The organism is Saccharothrix sp. 6-C, assembly GCF_016695385.1.
Taxonomy (GTDB): domain Bacteria; phylum Actinomycetota; class Actinomycetes; order Mycobacteriales; family Pseudonocardiaceae; genus Actinosynnema; species Actinosynnema texasense.
The window spans coordinates 2472096-2493876 of sequence record NZ_CP064192.1 but is presented as its reverse complement, the minus strand read 5'-3'; the positions used below and the strand labels follow the sequence as shown (position 1 = coordinate 2493876).

Below are 21781 nucleotides of genomic sequence, written 5' to 3'. Positions count from 1 at the left end.
CCGTGCCGAGTCTGGGTGCTAGGGCTCCGTGCCCCAGGCGAGGGTTCCGCCGGTGTAGGCGGTCACCCGGTCGAAGTCGGTGAGGGTCGCGCTGACCCGGTAGCTGTGGTCGTCGGCCTGGTTGAAGGTCGACCAGTCGGACTTGGCGATCCGCAACTGGATGTCGCCGGTGCTCGCGCCCGCGGCGAACGTGCCCGCGGCGAACGACACCTGGAGGTAGGAGTCGGCGCCCGGACGCGCGGCGGGCAGCTTCACGACGGTGGCGCGCACGTTCGCGCAACCGACCACCGCCCAGTCGCAGAAGACCTGGTAGTTGGCGTTGGCGCTGTCACCGGTGAACCAGTACCGGAGGGTGACCGCGGACCGGTCGACCGCCGTCGTGCCGCGGTTGACCACGGCCAGCGTCGCGCCGATCTGGTTGGCGCTCGCCGAGCCGTTGCCGCGCTGCTGCACGGCGACCGGGCCGGTCGCGCCGCCCGGCGTGGTCCGGAACGCCACCGCGGCGCTGGGCGAGGAGACGTTGCCGGAGGTGTCCTTGGCCCGCACGGTGAAGGTGTAGGCGGTGTCCGCGGTGAGGCCGGTCAGCTGGTGGCTCAGCCCCGCGGTGGTGGCGGCGACCGTCCCGTCCGGGCGGAGGACCTCGTAACCCGCCACGGCTTCGTTGTCGGTGGAGGCGGTCCACGTGAGCGTCGCGCCGGTGCTCGTGACCGAGGAGACGGACAGTCCACCAGGGACGGTCGGCGACTCGCGGTCGCCGGTGGTGTCCGAGGTGACCACGGTGATCACCGCGCTGGCGGCGGACCGGTTGCCCGCGGCGTCCTTGGCCCGCACGGTGAACGTGTGGGTGGTCGCCGGAGCGAGGCCGGAGAGCTGGAACGTCGGGGTGGCCGGGGCACCTACGGTCGTGCCATCCGCCCGGAGCACGTCGTAGCCGGTCACCCCGACGTTGTCGGTGGACGCGGTCCAGGTCAGCGTCGCGCTGGTGGCGCCGACGTTGGACGCGCGCAGCCCGGTCGGGACGGTGGGCGCCTCGCGGTCGACCACCGCCGCACCGGGTTCCTTGCCCCACTGCACCTGGCCGTCCTGGACCAGCACCAGGCGGTCGGTCAGCGCGACCGTGTTGCCCGTGCCGAGGCCCTCGAACGACCAGTCGTTGGAGGGGTCCCAGGTGCCCGCGCTGGTGATGCGGAACTGGACCTCGTGCTTGTGCGCGGACTGCCCGCCGGGGTACACGCCGGGGCACGGCACGTCGACGTAGTACACCGACCCGCTGTGCTGCTTGGGGCCGCTGGGGGTGCCGCACTGGTTGTAGTTGGTGGTGACGGTGACCTGGTCCGGCGTGGTGGCGCCGTCGAGGGTGAAGTAGTAGCGCAGCGAGCCGTTGAACATCCGGGCGGGCCACGCGGTCTTGTTGAGGACGAACGCCTTGATCTCGGTGAAGCCGGCCGCGCTCTGGTTGACCGAGGCCTGCACGGTCAGCTCGGGGCCGTCCGCGGCCTCGGCGACCGGGAAGTTCGCCAGCGGCGTGCCGCCGTACTCCTTGTAGAGCCGGGCCAGCGCGCCGGTGAAGCCGGCGTTGTAGTCCAGCGCGACCTCGTTGGCGACGAAGTCGGTGCGGTCGTCCTTGTACGCGTCGTTGTTCGTGCCGGGGCCGCCGACCAGCGCGCCGTACAGGACGTGCCTGCTGGTCACGGGATCCTGCATGGTGTCGGCCCACGCGCCGTGCGCGGTGCGGTGGTGCGGGTTGCGCGGCGGGGTGGAGCCGAAGCCGACGACGTAGCTGGCGTTGCGCGGGTTGTCGCCCAGCGCGTAATTGATCTGCCGCGCGCCGAAGTCGTGGTAGGCGGTGGCGCGGGCGGCGTCGCGCTCGCGCAGCCAGTCGCCGTAGACCAGCGCGACGAACGCGGTGTTGGCCGCGTACCGCAGCGAGCCCCAGGTGTCGAGGTGCGCCTGGCCGCCCGGCGAGTAGCGCACCCGGTTGCCGTTGTAGCCGGTGGTCCAGTAGTCCAGCCACCGGTTGGCGTCGGCGACGTACTCGGCCTCGCCGGTGAGCTTGGCCAGCAGCACGTACGCGCCGTAGGACTTGTCGTCCCACGCGATGGTCCACCGGTAGGACCGCGTGGTGGTCTGCGGCTCCGTGGACAGCTTCGGGTACTCCGCCTTGGCCTTCGCCAGGTAGCTCGTGTCGCCGGTGGCGCGGTACAGCCAGATCGCGCCCCACACGAGCTCGTCCTGGTAGCCGCTCCAGGAGTTGTAGAAGTTCGCCGAGTCGGTGATGCAGGCGCTGTACTTGCCGCGGTAGGTGTCGGCGAAGCTGTAGAGCTGCTTGGCGTGGGTCAGCAGCGTCGCCGAGTAGGTCGGGTCGGTCGCCTTGAACACCATCGAGGCCGACGCCATCGCCGCGGCGTACTCGCCCGCGAGGTCCGAGCCGGGGCAGGACGCGTCCACTTTGTACGACGGGCGGGCCATCTGCATGACCTCGGCCGCGCCCCACCACTTGTGGTCGTCGTCGCCCTTGCCGACCTGCCCGTACACCACGTTGGGCGACGGGTGGGCCTTGATGATCCAGTCCGTGCCCCACTTGAGGTTCGCCATCAGGTGCCGCAGCTGGCCCGAGCTCTCGTAGGCGTCGCGGTTCTCCACCGCGCCCCACGCCAGCATCGACATCGTGGCCGCGAACGGCAGGCCGAACTTGACGTGGTCGCCCGCGTCGTAGAAGCCGCCCGAGAGGTCGAGCCCGACGTCGCTGCCGTCGCGCAGCGCCGAGTCGCCGCGCCAGTTCACCCGGTTGTCCGCGGGCAGGTCACCGGACCTCTGGGCGTCGTAGAACCAGATCGACTTCTGCAGGGCCTCGCCGTAGTTGAACGCGGGCGCGGCCGTCGCGGACGGCTGGAACGGGGTCAGCGTCAAGGCGCTGACCAGCACGGCGAGCGTGCCGGCCAGCGCACCGGACATGCGTCGTCGCATGCGGTGCCTCCGAGGGGCAGGGCGGTGGAGGTTTCTGGGAGCGCTCCCAGTCCGGGACTGTAACGGCAACGAAACACCGTGAAAAGAGGGTTCAGCCACAAAGCCTTGACAAATTCGGCTTGCGGTCCCCGACCCCCTGGGCCGAACGTTGGCTCGCGCTGGGCTGAATGACCCAGTGTGGGGGAGCGCTCCCAGAACGTGACCACGAGGCGGCGCTACCTCGCCCGGCAGGTCAGCTCGGGCGTGGCCGCCGAACCGCTCGCGGTGTACCCGAAGGACCCCGAAGCGCCCGGCGCGAGCGTGCCGTTCCAGCCGACGTCGTCCACGGACACCGCCGTGCCGGTCTGGGTCAGCCTGCCGTTCCACAGCGAGTCGACCGTCTGGCCACCGGCCCTCGTCCAGGTGACGGTCCAGCCGTTCAGCCTGGTCGTGCCGGGGTTGGCGACGGTCACCTCGGCCTGGAACCCGCCCTGCCAGGAGCTGGTCACCCGGGCCGTGGCCACGCAGCCGCCGGGCGGCGGCGCGGAGGTCGTCGTGGTGGTCGTGGTCGTCGTCGTCGAGGTGGTGGTGGAAGTGCTGGTCGGGGTGGTACTGGTGGTGGTCGGGCGGTAGCTCAGGCCGTGCCCGAGCGGGTAGAGGGCGGCCTTGCCGTCACCGGCGTTGATCGGCTGCTGCGAGCCGCTGCCCATCCAGGTCACGGGCAGCTTGCCGGTGGGGTTGTAGTCGCCGAACAGCACGTCGGCCACGCCGCGGCCCTCGGTGCCGGGCAGCCAGGAGGCGAGCAGCGCGTCCCAGTCGCCGACCTGGTTCGCGACGTCCAGCGGACGCCCGGACACGAGCACGACGACCACCGGGACGCCCGTCGACCGGAGCCGGTTGATCGTCTCCAGGTCCTCTCGGTCGAGGCCGAGGCCGTAGGGCCGGTCGCCCTGGCCCTCGGCGTACGGGGTCTCCCCCACCACCGCGATGGCCGCGGTGTACGAGCCGTCGACCCCCGCGCCGTACCGGTCGTGGGTGACCGTCGCGCCGGAGCCGACCAGGTCCCGGATGCCCTGCAGGATCGTGGTGCCCGGCGTGGTGTTGCCGCTGCCGCCCTGCCAGGAGATCGTCCAGCCGCCGCTCTGGTTGCCGATGTCGTCGGCCGACTTGCCCGCCACGAAGTACCGGCCGGACTTGGCCAGCGGCAGCACGCCGTCGTTGCGCAGCAGCACCTGCGACTGCCGCACCGCCTGGCGGGCCAGGTCGCGGTGCGCGGCCGAGCCGACCGTCGAGGTCAGCGAGCGGTCGGTGAGGGGTCGCTCGAACAGGCCGAGCTCGAACTTCTTGGTCAGGATGCGGCGGTTGGCGTCGTCGATCCGGGCCGTGCTCACGCGGCCGGCCTGCACCTCGGCCTTGAGCAGGCCGGTGAACCGCTGGTAGTCCGTCGGCACCATGACCATGTCGATGCCCGCGTTGACCGCGGCGGCGACCTCGGCGCCGGTGAACCCGGTCGCGCCGTCGAGCTGGTCGATGCCCGCCCAGTCCGAGACCACGAACCCGGTGAAGCCCAGCTCGGTCTTGAGCAGGTCGGTGATCAGGTAGCGGTGGCCGTGCGCCTTCACGCCGTTCCAGCTGCTGTAGGAGATCATCACCGAGCCGACGCCACGGTCCACGGCGGCCTTGAACGGCGGCAGGTGCACCGAGCGCAGCTCCTGCTCGCCGATCCGCGCGTCGCCCTGGTCGTCGCCGCCCTCGGTGCCGCCGTCGCCGATGTAGTGCTTCGCGGTGGCGAGCACCGACTCGGGCGTGCCGCCGAGGGTCGCGCCCTGGAGGCCGTCGATGTAGGTGGTCATCGCGGTGGGGATCTCCGGCACCTCGCCGAACGACTCGTAGGTGCGCCCCCACCGGTCGTCGCGCGCCACGCACAGGCAGGGCGCGAAGTTCCAGTCGATGCCGGTGCCCGCGACCTCCTTCGCGGTGACCGCCCCGATGCGCTCGACCAGCGCCGGGTCCCGCGTCGCGCCCAGGCCGATGTTGTGCGGGAAGATCGTCGCGCCGCGCACGTTGTTGTGGCCGTGCACCGCGTCCACGCCGTAGACCAGCGGGATGCCCAGCGGCGTCGACAGGGCCGTGCGCTGGAAGTTGTCGTACATGTCGGCCCACGACTGGGCGGTGTTCGGGGTCGGCGCGGAGCCGCCGCCGGACAGCAGCGAGCCGATCCGGTAGGTGGCCAGGTCCGCGGTGGACTTGAGCGCGCCGCGGTCGACCTGGGTCATCTGGCCGACTTTGTCGTCCAACGACATGCGGGCGAGCAGCTGCTCGACCCGCGGGTCGGCCCGGGCCGCGACCTGCGCGGTGGCGACCGGTCGCAGGTGGGGCACCAGCACGGTGGCGGCGAGGGCGACGGCCGCCAGCAGGGCCGTCGTCGCGGCCACCGCGACAGGTCGGGAGGGAGTGCGCGTCATTGCGTTGCCTCCGGGTCGGGAACGGGGTCCGAGAGAAGGGCTGGGAGCGTTCCCAGAGTAGGAATGTCCGGTTTAAAGCACCAGGCTTGAGCTTCTCGGAGCAGCGTCGCCAGGACCGCGCGGCGTAATTCGACAACTTTTTCGACATCAACTTCGAACGTGCCGTGACTCGGATCTCATTCACCCTATCGGCCCAATGTGGGCGAAAAATTGTGACTGAAAGTGGCGAACCCCGCGTTCATCGGCGGGCGACCGGTCTCAGGTGCGGTTCATCCGGCGTTTTCTTCACGGACCGTATAAACCGGCGTGAGTCACCGGCCGATCACGGCCTCTTTTCTTCACCGTTTCCCACTGGCTACAGTCCTCCACCTGGGAGCGCTCCCAGGCCAGTCAGCCCCCGTTCAGCACCGACGCTGCGAGGACCCGATGCGAGCACACGACGCCCACGGCCCCGACCACCCGACCCACAAGCCGCGGCACAAGGCCAGGCTGGCGACGGCCGGCGCGCTGTCCAGCGCGTTGGTGGCCAGTGCGGTGGCCCTGGTCCTCGGCGGCGGCGCGACGACCGCGCAGGCGGCCGACTCCGCGTTCTACGTCGACCCGAACACGTCGAGTGCGAGGTGGGTCGCGGCCAATCCCGGTGATTCGCGTGCCGCGGTGATCCGTGATCGGATCGCGTCGGTGCCGGCGGCGCGGTGGTTCACCACGACGAACACCTCGACGGTGCGTTCGGAGGTCAGTTCCTACGTCGGTGCGGCGGCGTCGGCGGGCAAGATCCCGATCCTGGTGGTGTACAACATCCCCAACCGCGACTGCGGTGGCGCCAGCGGCGGCGGCGCGCCCTCGCACTCGGCCTACCGGGCGTGGGTGGACGAGGTCGCGGCGGGTCTGGCCGGTCGGCCGGCGGCGATCGTGCTGGAGCCGGACGTGCTGCCGATCATGAGCAACTGCCAGAGTTCGAGCCAGCAGGCCGAGACCAGTGCGTCGATGGCCTACGCGGGCAAGAAGCTCAAGTCCGGGTCCGGGCAGGCGAAGGTGTACTTCGACATCGGCAACTCGGCGTGGTTGACCCCGTCGGAGGCGGCCAACCGGTTGCGCGGCGCCGACGTTTCCAACAGCGCCGACGGTATCGCGTCGAACGTGTCGAACTACCGGCGCACGTCCGACGAGGTGGCCTACACCAAGAACATCCTCAACGCCCTGGGTGACGGCAGGCTGACCGCGGTGATCGACACCAGCCGCAACGGCAACGGCCCGCTGGGCACCGAGTGGTGCGACCCGGCCGGGCGCGCCATCGGCACGCCCAGCACGACCGACACGGGCGACTCCAAGATCGCCGCGTTCCTCTGGGTCAAGCTGCCCGGCGAGGCCGACGGCTGCATCGCCCAGGCCGGCCAGTTCGTGCCACAACGCGCCTACGACCTGGCCATCGCAGCCGGCCCGACGTCGACCACCACCACGACGTCGACCACCACTTCCACCACGACCACCACTACTTCCACGACCACTTCCACCACGACCACCACTCCGCCTCCAGGGGACGGATGCAGGGTGACGCACCGCGTGGTGAGCCAGTGGTCGGGCGGTTACACCGGCGAGATCGTCATCGAGAACCGGGGCGCGGCCCTCAGCGGCTGGACCCTGACGTTCTCCGCGCCCGGTGTGACCGTTTCCCAGGGCTGGAACGGGACGTGGTCCGACGGCGGCGACATCGTCCGCGTCGGCAACGCGGCCTGGAACGGCGGACTCGCGACCGGTGGTACCGCGACCATCGGGTACAACGCGAGCTTCAGCGGCAGTACCCCACCGTTCACTTCTCCCACTTTGAACGGTGCGGCGTGCGGCTGACGCCGTAGCACCAGCCCTCGATGCGGCTCCCCTCCCCGACTGGCAGTCAACGGGAGGGGAGCCGCTCTCCTTATATCCTGGCGCGCGTGACCGAACCGATGTCCGCGGCTGTGCGCGAGGCGCTGTCGACCGACCCGTCCGCGCCCGCCGGGGCGTTGGCGGCGCTCGCCGACGACCCGAGCCCGGTGATCCGCGCGAACCTGCTGACCAATCCGGCCGTGCCCGCCGACCTGCGGTACCAGGTGCACGCGTCGCTGTCGGCGGAGGCGGCGGCCGGTGACCGCGAGGCGGAGAACGCGCTGGCGTGGGTGCGCTACGACCGCTCCGGCCGCACCGCGTGCGACCGACCGGAATGAGCGGCGCCGGAGTGGGCGACCGCTGCCCGTGCGGGCGGGGTGAGCCGTACGCCGAGTGCTGCGGGCCGCTGCACCAGGGGCGGCGCGAGGCGCCGACCGCCGAGGCCCTCATGCGCTCCCGCTACAGCGCCTTCGCGGTGGGCGACGAGGACTACCTGCTGGCCACCTGGCACCCCGGCACCCGCCCGGCGTCGCTGGACCTCGACCCGGAGCAGCGCTGGACGCACCTGGAGATCCTCTCGCACACCGGCGGCACCCCGTTCCAGACGACGGGCACGGTCGAGTTCCGCGCCCACTACCGCCGGCGGGGGCAGCGGGACGTGCTGCACGAGAACAGCCGCTTCGTCCGCGAGGACGGCGCTTGGTCCTACGTCTCCCCCGCCTGAAACACCGGCCGCCCGCCCGACGATCTACCGGACATGGTCGAGCAGGCAGAGGGCAGCTCAGGAATCTACGACGCCTTCCCGGGTTATCGCCGTCCGGCCGAGGACGAGGTGGCGGAGGCCCTCCGCTCCGCGCTGGTCGTGGTCGACGCGAACGTGCTGCTCAACCTCTACCGGTACACCGAGTCCACGCGTGACGACCTGCTCGGCCTGCTGCGCGGGGTGGGCGACCGGCTGTGGGTGCCGCACCAGGTCATGCGCGAGTTCTGGCGCAACCGGCTGACGGTCCTGGCCGGCCGTGCGGCGGCGACCGACCAGGTGCTCACGGCGCTGGCCAAGCAGCAGCGGGCCGCTGACGACGCGCTGCACCAGTGGGCGAAGACCACGGCTTTGGCCGACGCGGTCCGCGACGACCTCAGGGGCAAGGTCGCCGCGCTGCACCAGGAACTGGTGGTGGCCATCGGGTCGCACACCCCGCCGTCGCCCGACTCGCCGGGCGTGCCGGGACGCGAGCCGGTGCTCGACCAGTTGGAGGCGTTGTTGCGCGGCAAGGTGGGCGCGCAACCGGACCACAGCCAGTGGAAGGCGTTCGTCCAGGAGGGCAGACGACGTGCCGCCGCCAAGGAGCCGCCCGGCTACCTCGACGCGGGCAAGGACGACTCGGCCCTCCCCGAGGGCTCGGCGGGCGACTACCTGGTGTGGGCGCAGGCGACGCAGGAGGCGGCGCGGCGCGACACCGACCTGCTCTTCGTGACCGGCGACGAGAAGGAGGACTGGTGGTGGCGCTACCGGTCGGACTTCCTCGGTCCGCGGGTCGAGCTGGTGGAGGAGTTCGCCGCCGCGTCCGGCAAGCAGCTCTACATGATGCGCCCGGTCGACCTGCTCAGGCGGGCGTCCGCGTTGGAGGTCTCGGTGCGCACCGAATCGGTGAACGACGTCGCCCGGGTGAGCGAGAGCCAGGAGACCTCGCTCTGGTCGGTCGAAGGGGTGGCCGAGCTGCTCCGCCACCTCGACTTCGAGGAACGGCCGCAGGCCGAGGCCATCCGCGGAGCGGCCCGCCGAGGCGGGTTCATCAACGTGAAGTCCATCTACAGCAGCGACACCATCGACGAGCAGACGCGGCAGAGCTTCACGAGCCCGGTCGAGCGCATCACCCGCATGTTGCAGAGCCGCGACGTCGTCGCGCGGGACGTCGAGCCGGTGCTGTCGGCGGTTCTCAGCGACTCGGAGGTGGTCGGGTTCACCATCCCGCGTGAGGTTGTCGTCGCGATCGGCCCCGACCCCGCGGGCGAGGACGGCGACTCCGCCTAGCGCGGGGCGTTCTGCGAGCCCCGGACGCCGGTGGCCGAGCCGCGCGGCAGGGTGCAGGCGGCGGAGGTGTTGAACGGGCCGGCGGTCGTGTCCAGACCGCTCCTGCGCGGGGTGGACTCGTAGCCCGCCTCGCACGGCGGCGGTTCGAAGAACGTCAGGGCCAGCCCGAACCGCGCCTGGCCGGAGGCGATGGTCGAAGCGCCCACCGAGACCGCGTCCGGCGCCGTCACCAGGACCTCCTCCAGCGCGCCCTGCCGGGTGACGAGCACGTCCGCCGTGGTCAGCAGGTTGGCCAGGACGACGCCCAGGTTCGGCCCCGACTCCCGCAGCAGGGCGCTCACCTCGGTCGACGCGCCCGGCACGGCCCCGATCAGCCGCCGCAGGTCGCCGTCCGACTCGCGCAGCCGCGACGCCACCAGCAGCGCGCTGTCGGCGAAGGAGTTGATCGCCGCCGAGTGGTCCAGCTGCGTCCGCAGCACGGCGACGGAGTCGTTCAGCAACCGCGTGGTCTGCGGCAGGTGCGCGCTCGCGGTCCCGATGAACTCCGTGGTCGCGTCCAGCAGCACCTGGAGGTCCGGCCCGGTGCCGCGCAACGCCTGGTCGAGCTCGTCCACCACGGTCCGCAGCGAGTCGACCGGCACCGAGCGCGCCAGGTCGTCCAGGCTGGTCAGGACCTGCTCCACCGGCAGCGGCAGCCTGGTCCGCGACCGCGCGATCACCGAGCCGTCGCCCAGGTACGGCCCGCCGCTCCCGCGGGGCCGGAGGTCGACGTACTGCTCGCCGACCGCGGAGCGGTTCGCGACCACGGCCTCCAGGTCCGCCGGGATCGGCGGGGCGCCCGCCGCGATCCGCAGCTCCACCTCGACCTGCCCGTCGCCCAGCCGGATCGGCCCGACCCGCCCCACCGGCACACCCCGGTACGTCACCTCGCCGCCGGTGAACAGGCCTCCGGTGCGGGCCAGCTCCAGCCGGACCGCGTACCCGTCGTCCACCACCACGAGCCCCACGTACTCCGCGCTCACGTACGTGACGCCGAGCAGCGCGATGACCGCGAACAACGCGACCCGCACCCTGATCCGCCGAGTGGTCATCAACGCGCTCCGGGTTCCAGGGTCAGGTAGGTGTTGAGGTAGTCGCCCTTGATGCCGTCCAGCACGGCGTCGGTGAACGGGAACGTCAGCAGCATCTCCAGCGACTGCGGCAGGTTCTGCCCCGACTCGGCGAGCCGCCGCAGCGTCGGCTCCAACGCCCGCAGGTCGGCGACCAGGTCCTCGCGGCTGCGGTCCACCGTGTCGACCGCGACGCCGGACAGCTCGCGCAACGCGTCCAGCAGCCCGACGAGCTGCCCGCGCTGGTCGTGCAGCACCCGCAGACCCGGCTCCAGTCCGTCCAGCACCACGCCGATGTCCCCCTTGCGCGACTCCAGGGACGACGCGAGCTCGTCCAGCCCGTCGAGGGCGCGCGTGATCTCGCCCTTGTGCGAGTCCAGCGCGCCCACGAACGTGTCCACAGTGGACAGGAGCGATCTCACCGCGGCCTCGTTGCCGGACAGCGCGGCGCTCAGCTCGCGCGAGATGTCCCGGATCTGCGCGATGCCGCCGCCGTTGAGCAGCATCGACAACGCGCCGAACACCTCCTCCACCTCGGGGTTGCGGTTGGTCCGCGTCACCGGGATCACCGCGCCGTCCACCAGCGGCGTGCCCGCCCGCTCGGCCGGCCCGGCCAGTTCCAGGTACTTCTCCCCCAGCAGGCTCGACTGCCGCAGCCGGGCCAGCGCGTTCGACGGCAGCAGCACGTCACCGCGCACCGCGACCCGCACCAACGCCGTGGAGCCGTCCTCGGACAACCCGATGTCCTCGACCTCGCCCACCGCCACGTCGTCGACCTTCACGCCGGCGTGCGGCACGAGGTCGAGCACGTCGTCGAACTCGACGGTCACCCGGTACGGCCGGTCGCCGAGGTCCGCGCCGCCGGGCAGCGGCAGGTCGTACGCGCTCGGCATCGCGGAGCACCCGGTCAGCACCAGGACCAGCGCCACCGCCGCGAGCCGCCTCACCGCGCGCCGCCGGGCACGCTCAGCAGGTCGGTCACGAACTCGTCGAGGTTGGCCCGCGCGTTGAGCGTCCCGGTCGCCGGGTCGTAGGCGTCGACCACGTTGTGCAACGCCACCGGCGCGACCTCCAGCACCTCGGTCAACGACTCCTGCTGGCGCACCAGGGTTCCGGTCAGCAGGGCCAGGTCCTCCACACCGGACTTCACCCGGTCGCGGTTGTCGTGCACGAAACCGCGCACCTGCTCCAGCGCCGTGGCCAGCTCGCCCAACGCCGCGCCCAGGTCGTCCCGCTCGGCGGCGAAGAACCCGGACACGTCGGCCAGCTGGTCGGCCAGGCGCCCCACCTGCTCGTCGTTCGCCGCGAGCATCGCCGTGAAGGTCTGGAGGTCGTCCACGGTGCCGAACAGGTCGTCCTTCGACCCGGCCAACGTCTTCGCCGCGTCCGCGAGCTGCCGGATCGACTCGCCCAGGGCCGCGCCGGTCCCGTCCAGGTTCTCCGCGCCGGTGCTCAGCAGGTCGGACAACGCGCCCTCCCGGTTGGCCCCGGTCGGGCCGAGCGCGGTCAGCAACGCGTCCAGGCTGGAGTACAGCTCGTCCAGCTCGACCGTCCCGGCCGTGCGCGCGCTGGTGATCACGGCGCCGGGCGCGATCTTGTCGCCCCCGGTGTAGACGGGGGTGAGCTGCACGTACCGGTCGGCCACGATGTTCGGTGACACGACCACGGCGCGGGCGTCCGCCGGCACCTCCACGTCGTGGTCGAGCTCGAGGTCCACCCGCACCGACCCGCCCTCGGGCAGCACGCCGGCCACCCGGCCGACCTTCACCCCGAGCACCCGCACGTCCGAGCCCTCGTACACGCCGACGGCGGCGGTGAAGTAGGCGACGACCCGGGTGGGCGACGGCCGCAGGAAGACCCACCACACCACCGCGGTCGCCACGAGGACCAGCGCGAATGCCTGTGCCAACGCCACCACCAGCCGGCGGCGGCCACGGGTGCGCACGAACATCAGCGGCCTCCCGTCGGGCAGTCGCGTCGCGCGCCGGGCTCGACCACGAGCCCGCACAGGTAGGTGTCCACCCACTCGCCGTTGCCGAGGGCGTTGTTCAGCACCCGGTAGTACGGCCCGGCCAGCGCGAGCCCGCGCTCCAGCGCGTCCTGGTTGTTCCGCAGCACGTCGGTGACCCGTTCCAGCTGCTCCAGCGCGGGCCGCAGCTGCTCGGCGTTGTCCGCGACGAGACCGGAGAGCTGCCGGGACAGCGCCCGCGTCCCGTCGAGCAGCGCCGCGATCGCGTCCCGGCGGCGGCCGATCTCCTCCAGCAGCAGCGTGCCGTCGGTGATGAGGGCGGCGAAGTCGGTGTTGCGCTCCGCCAGCGCCCCGCTGACCTTGCTCGCGCCCTCGATCAGCGACGCGAGCTGCTCGTCGCGCGAGGAGATGGTCTTCGACAGCGCCGACAGCCCTTCCAACGCCTGCTTCACGTGCTCGGGGGAGTCGCGGAAGGTGTCCGAGAGGACCTGGAAGCTCTGCGCCAGCCGGCCGGTGTCGATCCCGCCGACCGTGGTCGACAGCCCGTTGAACGCCTCGACCACGTCGTAGGGGGAGGTGGTGCGCTCGACCGGGATGGTGTCGGTGAGCGGGTCGCGACCCTCGGAGTCCAGCGCCAGGTACTTCTGCCCGAGCAGGGTCTTGATCCGGATCTCGGCCCGGCTGCGGTCGCCCAGCTCGACGCCGGCGACCCGGAACGTCACCCGCACCCGGCCGTCGTGCAGCTCGACGTCGGTCACCGAGCCGACCTTCATGCCCGCGACGCGGACCTCGTCGTCCACGCGCAGGCCGGCCGCCTCGGTGAACTCGGCGGTGTGCTCGGCGCCGCCGCCGAAGAACGGCAGGTCCTCGAGGAAGAAGGTGAGCAGGGCGGTGAGCGCGATGACCAGGAGGCCGACGGCTCCCAGCAGCACCGGTCGGCGTTGCAGCCTTCTGGGCGTCATCGGTGGCACCTCGATTCGGTGACGGGGATGCCGACCGGCGGCCCGCCGGGCGCGGGCGGCGCCTGCGAGGAGGCGAAGCACAGGTAGAAGTTGAGCCAGGAGCCGTAGGACGCGGTGCGGCCGATCGCCTCGAACTTCACCGGCAGGTTCCGGATGAACGGCTCCAGCTCGGGCGCGTCGCCGAGGTTGCCCGCGAGCAGGCCGAGCGCGGCGATGTCGTCCTTGAGCGGTTGGCGGCCCTGCTCCAGCAACGACGCCGTGCTGTCGCTCAACGCGGCCAGGCCGGTGATCGCGTTGCCGATCGGCTCCCGGTCGGCGGCGAACCCGGACACGAGCTGCCGCATCGAGGTCAGCAGCTCGCCGAACCGGTCGTCCCGCGAGTTCACCGTCTCCAGCACGGCGTTCAGGTTCGTCACGACCTTGCCGATGACGTCGTCCTTGGCGGCCAGCGCGGTGGTGAGCGACGCGGTGTGCGCGAGCAGGCTCTCCACCGTGCCGCCCTCGCCCTGCAGCACCTGGACGATCTCGTGCGACAGCTTGTTCACGTCCTCCGGGTTCAGCGCCTGGAACAGCGGCTTGAACCCGTTGAACAAGGTGGTCAGGTCCAGCGCCGGGGTGGTCCGCTCGACCGGGATGAGACCGCCGGGCGGCAGCTTCTCCCCCAGCCGGCCCGCGGGCTGCTCCAGCGCGACGTACCGTTGGCCGACCAGGTTGCGGTACTTGATGGTGGCGGTGACGTCGGCGGACAGCGACCGGCCGTCGGCGACCGAGAACGCGACGTCCACCAGCTCGTCGTCGACCAGCTCCATCGACTCGACCTGGCCCACCTTCACCCCGGACATGCGCACGTCGTCGCCCTCGGCCAACGCCGTGACGTCGGTGAACCGCGCCTGGTAGACGGCCGTCGAACCGACCCGGCTGCCCGCGACGGTCGCCGCGAGGAACCCGGTGGCGGCGACCGTGACCAGGACGAACACCAGGAACTTGGTCAGCGGCGCGGCGACGTCCCTCATCGGTGCCCCCCTTCCCCGCCGCCGGTCAGGAGACCCGCCCACTCGGGCACCCGGTCCGGCGCGACGGCGGTGGCCGGGCCGGACGGGCAGTGCGGGCCGCCGCCCCGGTGCACCGGGTCGTCCCGGCCGGGCACGTACTTCTCGGCCGGCGGCACGACGGTGAACTCGACGTGCACGCCCGGCTGGTCCGTGCCCTTGCCGAGCACCTGGTCCATCCGCGGCCGGATGGCGTTGACCGCGCTCAGCACGCAGCCGAACTCGGGCGAGTAGGTGGCGAGCAGCTCGAACGTCGGCCGCGACCGGTCCGCGAGCGCCACCACCGTCTCGCCGTTGGCGCGCAGGAACCCGGTCAGGTCCGCGGACGCGGTGGTGAGGCTGGAGTACACGGCGTCGAGGTCGGCGCGCTGCTCGGCGATGGTGCGGCTGACCGCGGTGGCGTCGCCCAGCGCCCGGAGCAGGTCCGGTCCCGCGTCGGCGTACACGCCGGTGACGTCGGCGAACTCGCTGATGTCCTCCTTGAGGACGGGCAGTTGCGGGTTCAGCTCGCGCAGGTAGGCGTCGAGCCGCACGATCGCCTGCCCCAGCGTCGCGCCGCGCCCGTCGAGCGCCTGCGCCATCGACGTCAGCGCGGAGGACAGCTTGTCCGGCCGCACGGCCTGCAACGTGGGCAGCAGGTCGGCGAGCACCCGTTCCAGCTCGACCGCGCCGGACGTGCGGTCCTGCTCGATCACGGAGCCGTCGCCGAGCGCGCCCGCCGGGTCGTCCGGCAGCTCCAGGCTGACGAACCGCTCGCCGAACAGCGTCTTCGGCAGCAGCCGGGCGGAGACGTTGGCCGGGATGCGGTCGACCTGGTCGGGGTGCAGGCCGAGCTCCACCTCGGCGCCGTCGCCGCGCGAGCGGATCGCCCGCACCTCGCCGACCAGCACGCCGAGCAGCTTCACGTCCGACTCGGCCTGGAGCTGGTTGCCGACGTGGTCGGTGCGCAGCAGCACGGTGACCCGGGGCGTGAACACCTTCTGGTACGCCGCGACGGACAAGCCGCACAGCGCGACGAGCAGGGCGGCGAACAGCAGCCCCGACAGGCGACGGCGTAATGCCACGGGTATTCTCCGAAAGTGCGGTGCGAATAAACCGAAATGACGTTACCGACGAGTACGTTACTAACGGGCGGTCCACCGCACAAGCACCCGAAACCTTTGTCAGGGACGTGACAAAGTTGGTGCGCGAAACACTCACCCGGCTGCACAAACCCGATCGGAGCCTGGCGCCCCGGCCCGCGGTGCGGCTAACAATGATCGGCGTGGTCGACGATCGGGGGTGCACGCTTGGCACAGTCGGCGCACTGCGTTCGGGTGACCCGCCGCGCCGGGACGGTCCAGCCGCGCCGGCCCGATCGGGCGCCGCGGCCACCGGTCGAGGCGCCCGCCCGGGACCCGGCGTCCGAACGGGTGTCCGGACAGGCCCCCGGACCGGTGTCGCGGCGGCTCGACGCGAGCCGGACGACCGGGTCGGCCGCACGGCTCCGGGCCGCGCCGCACCCGTGCCGGGGGTGCGCCCCGCGGCGGGGCGGACCGCCGGATCACCGGGCCGGGCGCGGCCGAGGCGCAGCCCCCGCCGGCCGGGCCGAGGCGGCCCGCCGCCGACGCCGTTCTTGTCACGCGGCGCACGACAACACCGGCGACTTCGTCAGGGCAGTGCGCCCTGGTTGACAACTTTTCTTGATCAAAAATACAGTGTTCGGAATCACACCCGACCGTTTGGTGGTGGGCGAACAGCATGAACAGAACCGGAGAACTCCGAGCCTCCGAGTTACCGCTCATCGGGAACGCGGACCTGTGGGAGCAACTGCCCGCCGACCTCGCGCCGAAGTTCCGCGCGCGGGCCGGCGACGTGGCCGTGGACATGGTCCGGGAAATCCAGAACCAGATCTCCGAATATTCACAGAAGTTGGAGGGGATGTTCGGCCAGGTGGTGGTCGAGGGAGTGGAACAGGCGATCCACCAGTTCATCGACCGGATGGTCGACCCGACCGCGCAGCGGGAGGACCGGGCCAAGCTGTTCCGGCTGCTCGGCAAGCTCGAGGTCAGCGCCGGGCGCAGCCTGGACCTGCTGCAGACCGCGTACCGGATCGGGGCGCGGGTCGCGTGGCGGCGGATCTCCGAGTTCGGGCAGACCGAACGCGTGCCGCTGGCCACCATGTGCCTGATCGCCGAGGCGATCTTCGCCTACATCGACGAGCTGTCGTTGCGGTCGATGGAGGGCTACGCCGAGGCGCAGGCCCGGCACGCGGGCGCGGTGCAGCGGCGGCGCAAGCGGCTGCTGGAGCTGCTCCTGGGCGAACCGGGCTACCACCCGAACGCGCTCACCGAGCTGGCCGAGGCCGCGCACTGGCCGTTGCCCGACAAGGTGCTGGTGGTGGCCCTGGAACGGCGCACCGACCAGCACCAGCTGCCGATACCGGTGCTGCACGAGGACATCCTGATGGACCTGGAGGGCAGCGAGCCGTGCCTGCTGCTCACCGACCCCGAACGGCAGCTGGTCGCGCTGGAGCAGAAGCTGGGCGGGTGGCGCGCGGCGGTCGGCCCGGTCGTGCCGCTGACGTCGGCCCGGCAGTCGCTGCGCTGGGCGCGCCGCACCATCACGCTGATCCAGTCGGGCGTGATCGCGGACCGGCCGATGGTGGACACCACCGAGCACCTGTCGACGTTGCTGCTGCTCGGCGACGAGGAGCTGGTGCGCGAGCTGGTGAAGCGGGCGCTCGCGCCGCTGGAAGGGCTCACGCCGAAGCAGCAGCAGCGGATGCGGGAGACGATGGCGGCGTGGGTGGAGACGCGCGGCAGCGCGCCGGAGGTCGCGTCGAGCCTCGCCGTGCACCCGCAGACGGTCCGCTACCGGTTGCGGCAGCTGGAGGAGCTGTTCGGGGCGAAGCTGCACGACCCGGACGCGTTGTTCGACATGGGCATCGCGCTGCGGGCGCTGCGGCTGCTGGGCGACGCGGCCGGGCAACCGCGGCGGCTCGGCCCGGCGGGGCCGCGGGGGTTCACGGGACCTCCGGGAGCAAGGTCAGCGTGAGGTCGAGCGCGTTGCCCGGTCCGGAGATCAGCCCGGTCAGCAGCGGGTCCAGCCGCTCGCGGCCCTGGCAGCCGCCGAAGGGCGGGATCGCGTAGACGCCGGTCATCCGCATCTTCGCCAGCTCGAACGGACCCTCCAGGTCGATCGACGCGGGTTCGACGGTCTCGCACGTCCCGCCGACGTCCAACGGCTGCCGGTCGACGGCGACGTCGGCGAGCTTGACGACGAGCCTGGTGCTCGCGCGGACGTAGCCGTCCACGATCTTCCCGGTGACCTCGACGACCGGGATCAGGTCGGCGCGCGCGGTGGTGGGCACGAAGCCGAACACGACGAAGTAGCCGAAGCTCGGCGGCAGCGACAGGTCGCCGGTGATGGTGCCGCTGACGAGGTCGATCTCGGCTTCGAGGATGCCGGGGCCGATGGCGAGCTCGGACTGGAGCTTGTGGATCCGGCTGACCCCCTCGACCCGGTAGACGACCTTGATGCCGGCCGTCAGCACCGGGGCGCGCACCTCGGCGTGGCGCACGACCCACGTCGGGGTGAGCGCCGCGCCCAGCAGCGCGGCGACCGCGGCCAGCACCACCGCGACCCTCACCGCCCGGCTCCGCCCATTCTTCGAAACTACTTTCCCGGCCTGGGCCGCACAAGCGCCGGCCATTGATTTGTCACGTGCGTGACAAACCTTTCCAGCCCTTTTGTCGCCCGTCTGACATCCCCGGAAAACGTGAGCGAAATACTTGCCCAACTCGGTCGACAAAGCTACTTTACTGACGAGTAGCTTCCGCCGCACTCCGAACACCCCGTTTTCGCACTGCTCTCGACGAGGAGACGCACATGCTGAAACTCACTGGCCGGACGGTCATCGGCGCACTCGCGGTCGCCACCGCCGTCATCGGATCGGTGGCGTTCGCCGGCGCGGGCACCGGCATGGCCGCCACCAAGAGCCTGACCCTGGCGTACAGCTGCCCGTTCCCGTTGATCGGCACGCAGGAGATGACGGTCCGCATCACCGTGGCCGACCTGGCCGACTCCGCGGTGGTCGGCCAGCCCGTCCCGGCCACGAGGGTGACCGCCGTCGCCACCGTGCCGTCGAGCGCGACCCTGGGACTCAGGCTGGTCGGCGCGACGACCGTCGAAGGCACCGCGGTGGCGAGCACCGCGGTGGACAACGCGGGCGCGGTGCAGGACGTCGTGGCCAACCTCGTGGTGGCCAAGACGAACATCCCGGCGTCCGGCTCGTTCAACACCATCGCCACGGGCGGCACGGCGCCGGTCACCTTCACCAGGGCGGGCACCACCACGGTCCGGGTCGGCGCCTTCAGCACCACGTTGACGCCGCGCCGGGCCGACGGCAGCTTGACCGGCCTCGGCACGTTCACCTCGCCCTGCACGCTCAAGGCGAACCAGAACACCCTGCTCCACACCTTCACCGTGTCGGCCGCCTGACCGTCGTCGACGGCACCGGGCAGTGATCCGACCGCGGGCGGGCCGGCGACGTCGCCGGCCCGCCCCGACGTTCTCGCAGGAGAGGACCTGACATGAGATTGCGGCACCGGGTGGCGGCGCTGGGCGTCGCCGCGGTGGTGGTCGGCGGATCGGCCCTGTGGGGCGCGGGCGTCGGCAGCGCGGCGACGGCGAGGCTCACCCTGGTCTACAACTGCCCGTTCCCGTTGATCGGCGCGCAGGACATGAGCGTCGAGATCGTGGTCGAGGACCTCCCGGACACCGCGGTGGTCGGCGAACCCGTCCCCGAGGCTCGGGTGACCGCCACCGCCACCGTGCCGGAGCTGGCGACGCAGGGCCTGCGGCTCGTCGGCGCGGTGAGCGTGGAAGGCACCGCGTCGGCGCAGACGGTGGTCGACAACGCGGGGTTGGTGCTCGACATCGTGCCCGACCTGACCGTGGCCAAGACCGCGGTCCCGGAGTCCGGCGCGTTCGACACGGTCGCCACGGGCACCACGCCGTCGCTGAGCTTCCCCTTCGCGGGCGCCACGACCATCGACGTCGGCGACTTCGTGACCACCCTGACCCCGCGCACCGCCGACGGTTCGGAGACGGGGTTGGGCACGTTCACCTCGCCGTGCACGCTCAAGCCGGGCCAGTCGACTCGTCTGCACGAGTTCACGGTGCGGCCCGAGGGCACCACGACGACGACCGAACCCACGACAACGACCACCACGACCACCACCACGGAGCCGACGACCACCACCACCGACTCCACAACCACAACCACGGAACCCACCACCACCACGACGACCACGACCTCGACCACCGATTCCACTACGACCGATCCCACCACGACGACCACGACGAGTCCGACGACCACCACCACCACCACCACGACCACCACTCGGCCGACCACCACCACGACGACGAGCACGACCACTGCTCAGCCGACCACCAGCACCACCACGAGGTCCACCACCACAACGGCTCCGACGTCCACCACCACGAGCGCCGCCACCAGCACCACGACGTCGGCCACCACCAGCAGCAGCACCACGACGACCACGTCGCAGACCGTGGTCCCGGTGTCGCACCCGGACAAGACGGGGCTCGCCTACACCGGCTCCTCCATCACCGGTCCGCTGGTCCTCGGCGGCGCGCTCCTGGCCCTGGGAGCCGGCGTGCTCCTGCGCCTGCGCCACACCCGCCGGCGCACCTGACGAAGCCGTTGCCCGCCAACGACATCGGCCCCCTCCGGGAACTCCGGAGGGGGCCGGTCCGCAGCGGGGTCAACCGGGCAGTTCGACGAGCTGCTCCGGCGTGGGCACGGCGATCTCGACCGGCTTGCCCCAGTCGCGGTAGCTCGCGACCCCCCGCACCGGCTCACCGCCCTCGACCGGCGTGCTCACCTCCGTCTTCACCGGCCGGTCCTGGTCGTCCACCCACAGCTCGAGCACCGACGCCCGCCCGTCCACCGCCACGTGCGCGGTGTAGCGGACGGTCTGCCTGCCGGACACCGACTCCTCGGCCCTCTCCACGATCCGCGCGCCCTCGGGCAGCGCCTTGCGGATGTCGGCGGCGTCGCGGACGCGCACGGCGACGTCCGCCATGGCACGCGCCAGCGCGTTGGTCGGGTCGTCCGGGTCGATCCTGAGCCACGACCTGTCCGGCTGCGGCGTCCGGGCCCGCGGTATCCGCACGAAGATGCCGTCGGGCACCATCACGTACGAGACCTCCGAGGCGTCGGCGACGGAGATCCGGCAGGACGCGGCGAAGTCGTCGGTGCGCACCTCGCAACTGCCCTTGCCGCTGCTCGCGAGGTCGAGGTCGACGGTGACCGACCCCTCGCGCTCGGCGGCCACCCGGTTCGCCTCGGCCAGCGCCTGCGGCGTGTCGAACGTCCTCATCGTCGACGGCGGGCCGTCGGTGCACGCGGTGAGCGCGACGGAGGCCACGACGACCAACCCCGCCGCGGCGACACGGTTCCCGCGCATACTCCTCCTCGAACCGGAATGGGGGAGAGCGACTTTCCGCCGGCCATTCTAACCGAATTCGAGAGCACCGGAACCGGGCAATTCACGCCTGTGCCGAAAACCAAAATTCTGATACGTCTTTTGTCAGGGGCATGACAATCAGGGTCTCCGGACCGAGGCGAGCAGGTTGCGGGCCACCTCGCGCAGCTTGATGTTGTGCTGCTGCGACTCGGTCACCAGCCGGGCGAACGCCTCCCGCTCGTCGACGCCGTGCGCGGCCATCAGCACGCCCTTGGCCTGGTCGATCTCGCCGCGCGACTCCAGCGCGCGCTGGAGGTGCTCGACCAGCCTGCGGGACCGCTCGTAGCGGCGGAAGCCGGTGATCGAGGTGATCGCGGCGGTGACGAACAGCCGCAACAACGCCTCGTCGAACGGGTCGAACGCCCGGTCCTCCGAGCTGTAGAGGTTCAGTGAGCCGAGCACGTCGTCCTCCACCGCGATCGGCGCGGACAGGTACGCCCGCACGCCCGCGCGCTCGGCCGCGGCGGCGAACTCGGGCCACATCACCCGGCCGCCCGCCACGGTGGCCCGCACCGGCCGCTGGGTCCTGGCCGCTTCGAGGCACGGCCCGTTGCCCGTCGCGTACTGGTCGCGGTCGATCGCGACGACCTTCTCGTCGGTCCAGGCCGCGGTGGACGCGCCCTCCGGGCCGATGAGGGTCACGGACACGTTCTCCGCGTCCGGGATGACCCGCGCCGCCGATTCGGCGAGCTGCTGGAGGGCGTCGTTCAGCGGCTGGCCGTCGGCCAGCACACCGGCCAGCTCCTCCAGCGCCTCACTCGCCTCGTCCAGCAGGGACGCAGGCACGTGTTCCTCAATGCTCACAGCCACTTGTTTACACCTCGGAGGCCATAATCGCCCCAACCAA

At 71.6% G+C, this 21781-nt stretch carries 18 protein-coding genes and 1 pseudogene; 7 read left to right on the top strand and 12 right to left on the bottom strand.

Annotated features, from left to right (window positions below):
* Positions 1–18: 18 nt before the first annotated feature.
* The 3 genes and pseudogenes from IOD16_RS11305 to IOD16_RS11300 all read right to left on the bottom strand — a co-directional run.
* Positions 19–2967: a glycoside hydrolase family 9 protein gene (locus IOD16_RS11305; RefSeq protein ID WP_201439992.1), complete on the bottom strand. Its 2949-nt coding sequence runs from the start codon at positions 2965–2967 to the stop codon at positions 19–21.
* A gap of 215 nt (positions 2968–3182) precedes the next feature.
* A complete protein-coding gene (locus IOD16_RS40095; protein ID WP_268957732.1) occupies positions 3183–3470 on the bottom strand; it encodes a cellulose binding domain-containing protein in 288 nt (95 codons plus the stop codon).
* Positions 3471–3572: 102 nt separating this feature from the next.
* A pseudogene (locus IOD16_RS11300) lies at positions 3573–5411 on the bottom strand (glycoside hydrolase family 3 protein); the annotation flags it as partial.
* A 426-nt stretch (positions 5412–5837) separates the two neighbouring features.
* Between IOD16_RS11300 and IOD16_RS11295 the strand changes: the two are divergent.
* The 4 genes from IOD16_RS11295 to IOD16_RS11280 all read left to right on the top strand — a co-directional run bounded on the left by IOD16_RS11295 (position 5838) and on the right by IOD16_RS11280 (position 9309).
* Complete coding sequence (locus IOD16_RS11295) at positions 5838–7259, top strand: glycoside hydrolase family 6 protein (protein ID WP_201439990.1); 1422 nt, start codon at positions 5838–5840, stop codon at positions 7257–7259.
* Between the two features lie 86 nt (positions 7260–7345).
* The gene (locus IOD16_RS11290) at positions 7346–7615 is read left to right on the top strand and encodes a hypothetical protein (protein WP_148088726.1); all 270 of its coding nucleotides are present in this window, start codon (positions 7346–7348) and stop codon (positions 7613–7615) included.
* Positions 7612–8001, top strand: coding sequence for a YchJ family protein (locus IOD16_RS11285; RefSeq protein WP_201439989.1), 390 nt, complete (start codon positions 7612–7614; stop codon positions 7999–8001). The genes IOD16_RS11290 and IOD16_RS11285 overlap by 4 nt, the downstream gene beginning before the upstream one ends.
* A gap of 33 nt (positions 8002–8034) precedes the next feature.
* Positions 8035–9309: a PIN-like domain-containing protein gene (locus IOD16_RS11280; RefSeq protein WP_201439988.1), complete on the top strand. Its 1275-nt coding sequence runs from the start codon at positions 8035–8037 to the stop codon at positions 9307–9309.
* Here the strand turns inward: IOD16_RS11280 and IOD16_RS11275 are convergent.
* The 6 genes from IOD16_RS11275 to IOD16_RS11250 are packed head-to-tail and all read right to left on the bottom strand — an operon-like array spanning position 9306 to position 15462.
* A complete protein-coding gene (locus IOD16_RS11275) occupies positions 9306–10400 on the bottom strand; it encodes an MCE family protein (RefSeq protein ID WP_201439987.1) in 1095 nt (364 codons plus the stop codon). The genes IOD16_RS11280 and IOD16_RS11275 overlap by 4 nt on opposite strands.
* Positions 10400–11365: an MCE family protein gene (locus IOD16_RS11270; protein ID WP_201439986.1), complete on the bottom strand. Its 966-nt coding sequence runs from the start codon at positions 11363–11365 to the stop codon at positions 10400–10402. The genes IOD16_RS11275 and IOD16_RS11270 overlap by 1 nt, the downstream gene beginning before the upstream one ends.
* On the bottom strand, positions 11362–12369 hold the full coding sequence (locus tag IOD16_RS11265) for an MCE family protein (RefSeq protein ID WP_201439985.1): 1008 nt from the start codon (positions 12367–12369) through the stop codon (positions 11362–11364). The genes IOD16_RS11270 and IOD16_RS11265 overlap by 4 nt, the downstream gene beginning before the upstream one ends.
* Complete coding sequence (locus IOD16_RS11260) at positions 12369–13349, bottom strand: MCE family protein (RefSeq protein ID WP_201439984.1); 981 nt, start codon at positions 13347–13349, stop codon at positions 12369–12371. The genes IOD16_RS11265 and IOD16_RS11260 overlap by 1 nt, the downstream gene beginning before the upstream one ends.
* Positions 13346–14362 carry an MCE family protein gene (locus tag IOD16_RS11255; RefSeq protein ID WP_201439983.1) on the bottom strand — a complete coding sequence of 339 codons (1017 nt, stop codon included), beginning with the start codon at positions 14360–14362 and terminating at the stop codon, positions 13346–13348. The genes IOD16_RS11260 and IOD16_RS11255 overlap by 4 nt, the downstream gene beginning before the upstream one ends.
* Positions 14359–15462, bottom strand: a complete 1104-nt coding sequence (locus IOD16_RS11250; protein WP_201439982.1) for an MCE family protein — start codon at positions 15460–15462, stop codon at positions 14359–14361. The genes IOD16_RS11255 and IOD16_RS11250 overlap by 4 nt, the downstream gene beginning before the upstream one ends.
* 676 nt (positions 15463–16138) lie before the next feature.
* Here IOD16_RS11250 and IOD16_RS11245 point away from each other — a divergent pair.
* A complete protein-coding gene (locus IOD16_RS11245; protein WP_201439981.1) occupies positions 16139–17434 on the top strand; it encodes a PucR family transcriptional regulator in 1296 nt (431 codons plus the stop codon).
* Here IOD16_RS11245 and IOD16_RS11240 read toward each other — a convergent pair.
* Entirely contained in the window at positions 17403–18029 is a 627-nt protein-coding gene (locus IOD16_RS11240) for a hypothetical protein (protein ID WP_201439980.1), read from the bottom strand. The two genes, IOD16_RS11245 and IOD16_RS11240, sit on opposite strands and share 32 nt — an antisense overlap.
* Before the next feature lie 239 nt (positions 18030–18268).
* On the opposite strand from IOD16_RS11240, the gene IOD16_RS11235 reads away from it, so the two are divergent.
* Together IOD16_RS11235 and IOD16_RS40925 are read left to right on the top strand one after the other, a co-directional pair.
* On the top strand, positions 18269–18880 hold the full coding sequence (locus IOD16_RS11235; protein ID WP_123742350.1) for a DUF6801 domain-containing protein: 612 nt from the start codon (positions 18269–18271) through the stop codon (positions 18878–18880).
* A 92-nt stretch (positions 18881–18972) separates the two neighbouring features.
* The gene (locus tag IOD16_RS40925) at positions 18973–20100 is read left to right on the top strand and encodes a DUF6801 domain-containing protein (RefSeq protein WP_268957700.1); all 1128 of its coding nucleotides are present in this window, start codon (positions 18973–18975) and stop codon (positions 20098–20100) included.
* A 69-nt stretch (positions 20101–20169) separates the two neighbouring features.
* Here the strand turns inward: IOD16_RS40925 and IOD16_RS11225 are convergent, their stop codons facing one another.
* The gene (locus IOD16_RS11225) at positions 20170–20874 is read right to left on the bottom strand and encodes a hypothetical protein (protein ID WP_201439979.1); all 705 of its coding nucleotides are present in this window, start codon (positions 20872–20874) and stop codon (positions 20170–20172) included.
* A 138-nt stretch (positions 20875–21012) separates the two neighbouring features.
* Positions 21013–21738, bottom strand: coding sequence for an ANTAR domain-containing protein (locus tag IOD16_RS11220; protein WP_236594904.1), 726 nt, complete (start codon positions 21736–21738; stop codon positions 21013–21015).
* Positions 21739–21781 lie beyond the last annotated feature (43 nt).

What these genes read in the sequence shown, in the direction of transcription:
- IOD16_RS11305 (WP_201439992.1), bottom strand. Translation starts at nt 2,967, where the DNA reads ATGCGACGACGCATGTCCGGTGCGCTGGCCGGCACGCTCGCCGTGCTG.
- IOD16_RS11295 (WP_201439990.1), top strand. Translation starts at nt 5,838, where the DNA reads ATGCGAGCACACGACGCCCACGGCCCCGACCACCCGACCCACAAGCCG.
- IOD16_RS11285 (WP_201439989.1), top strand. Translation starts at nt 7,612, where the DNA reads ATGAGCGGCGCCGGAGTGGGCGACCGCTGCCCGTGCGGGCGGGGTGAG.
- IOD16_RS11280 (WP_201439988.1), top strand. Translation starts at nt 8,035, where the DNA reads ATGGTCGAGCAGGCAGAGGGCAGCTCAGGAATCTACGACGCCTTCCCG.
- IOD16_RS11275 (WP_201439987.1), bottom strand. Translation starts at nt 10,400, where the DNA reads ATGACCACTCGGCGGATCAGGGTGCGGGTCGCGTTGTTCGCGGTCATC.
- IOD16_RS11265 (WP_201439985.1), bottom strand. Translation starts at nt 12,369, where the DNA reads ATGTTCGTGCGCACCCGTGGCCGCCGCCGGCTGGTGGTGGCGTTGGCA.
- IOD16_RS11260 (WP_201439984.1), bottom strand. Translation starts at nt 13,349, where the DNA reads ATGACGCCCAGAAGGCTGCAACGCCGACCGGTGCTGCTGGGAGCCGTC.
- IOD16_RS11255 (WP_201439983.1), bottom strand. Translation starts at nt 14,362, where the DNA reads ATGAGGGACGTCGCCGCGCCGCTGACCAAGTTCCTGGTGTTCGTCCTG.
- IOD16_RS11245 (WP_201439981.1), top strand. Translation starts at nt 16,139, where the DNA reads ATGAACAGAACCGGAGAACTCCGAGCCTCCGAGTTACCGCTCATCGGG.
- IOD16_RS11235 (WP_123742350.1), top strand. Translation starts at nt 18,269, where the DNA reads ATGCTGAAACTCACTGGCCGGACGGTCATCGGCGCACTCGCGGTCGCC.
- IOD16_RS40925 (WP_268957700.1), top strand. Translation starts at nt 18,973, where the DNA reads ATGAGATTGCGGCACCGGGTGGCGGCGCTGGGCGTCGCCGCGGTGGTG.
- IOD16_RS11225 (WP_201439979.1), bottom strand. Translation starts at nt 20,874, where the DNA reads ATGCGCGGGAACCGTGTCGCCGCGGCGGGGTTGGTCGTCGTGGCCTCC.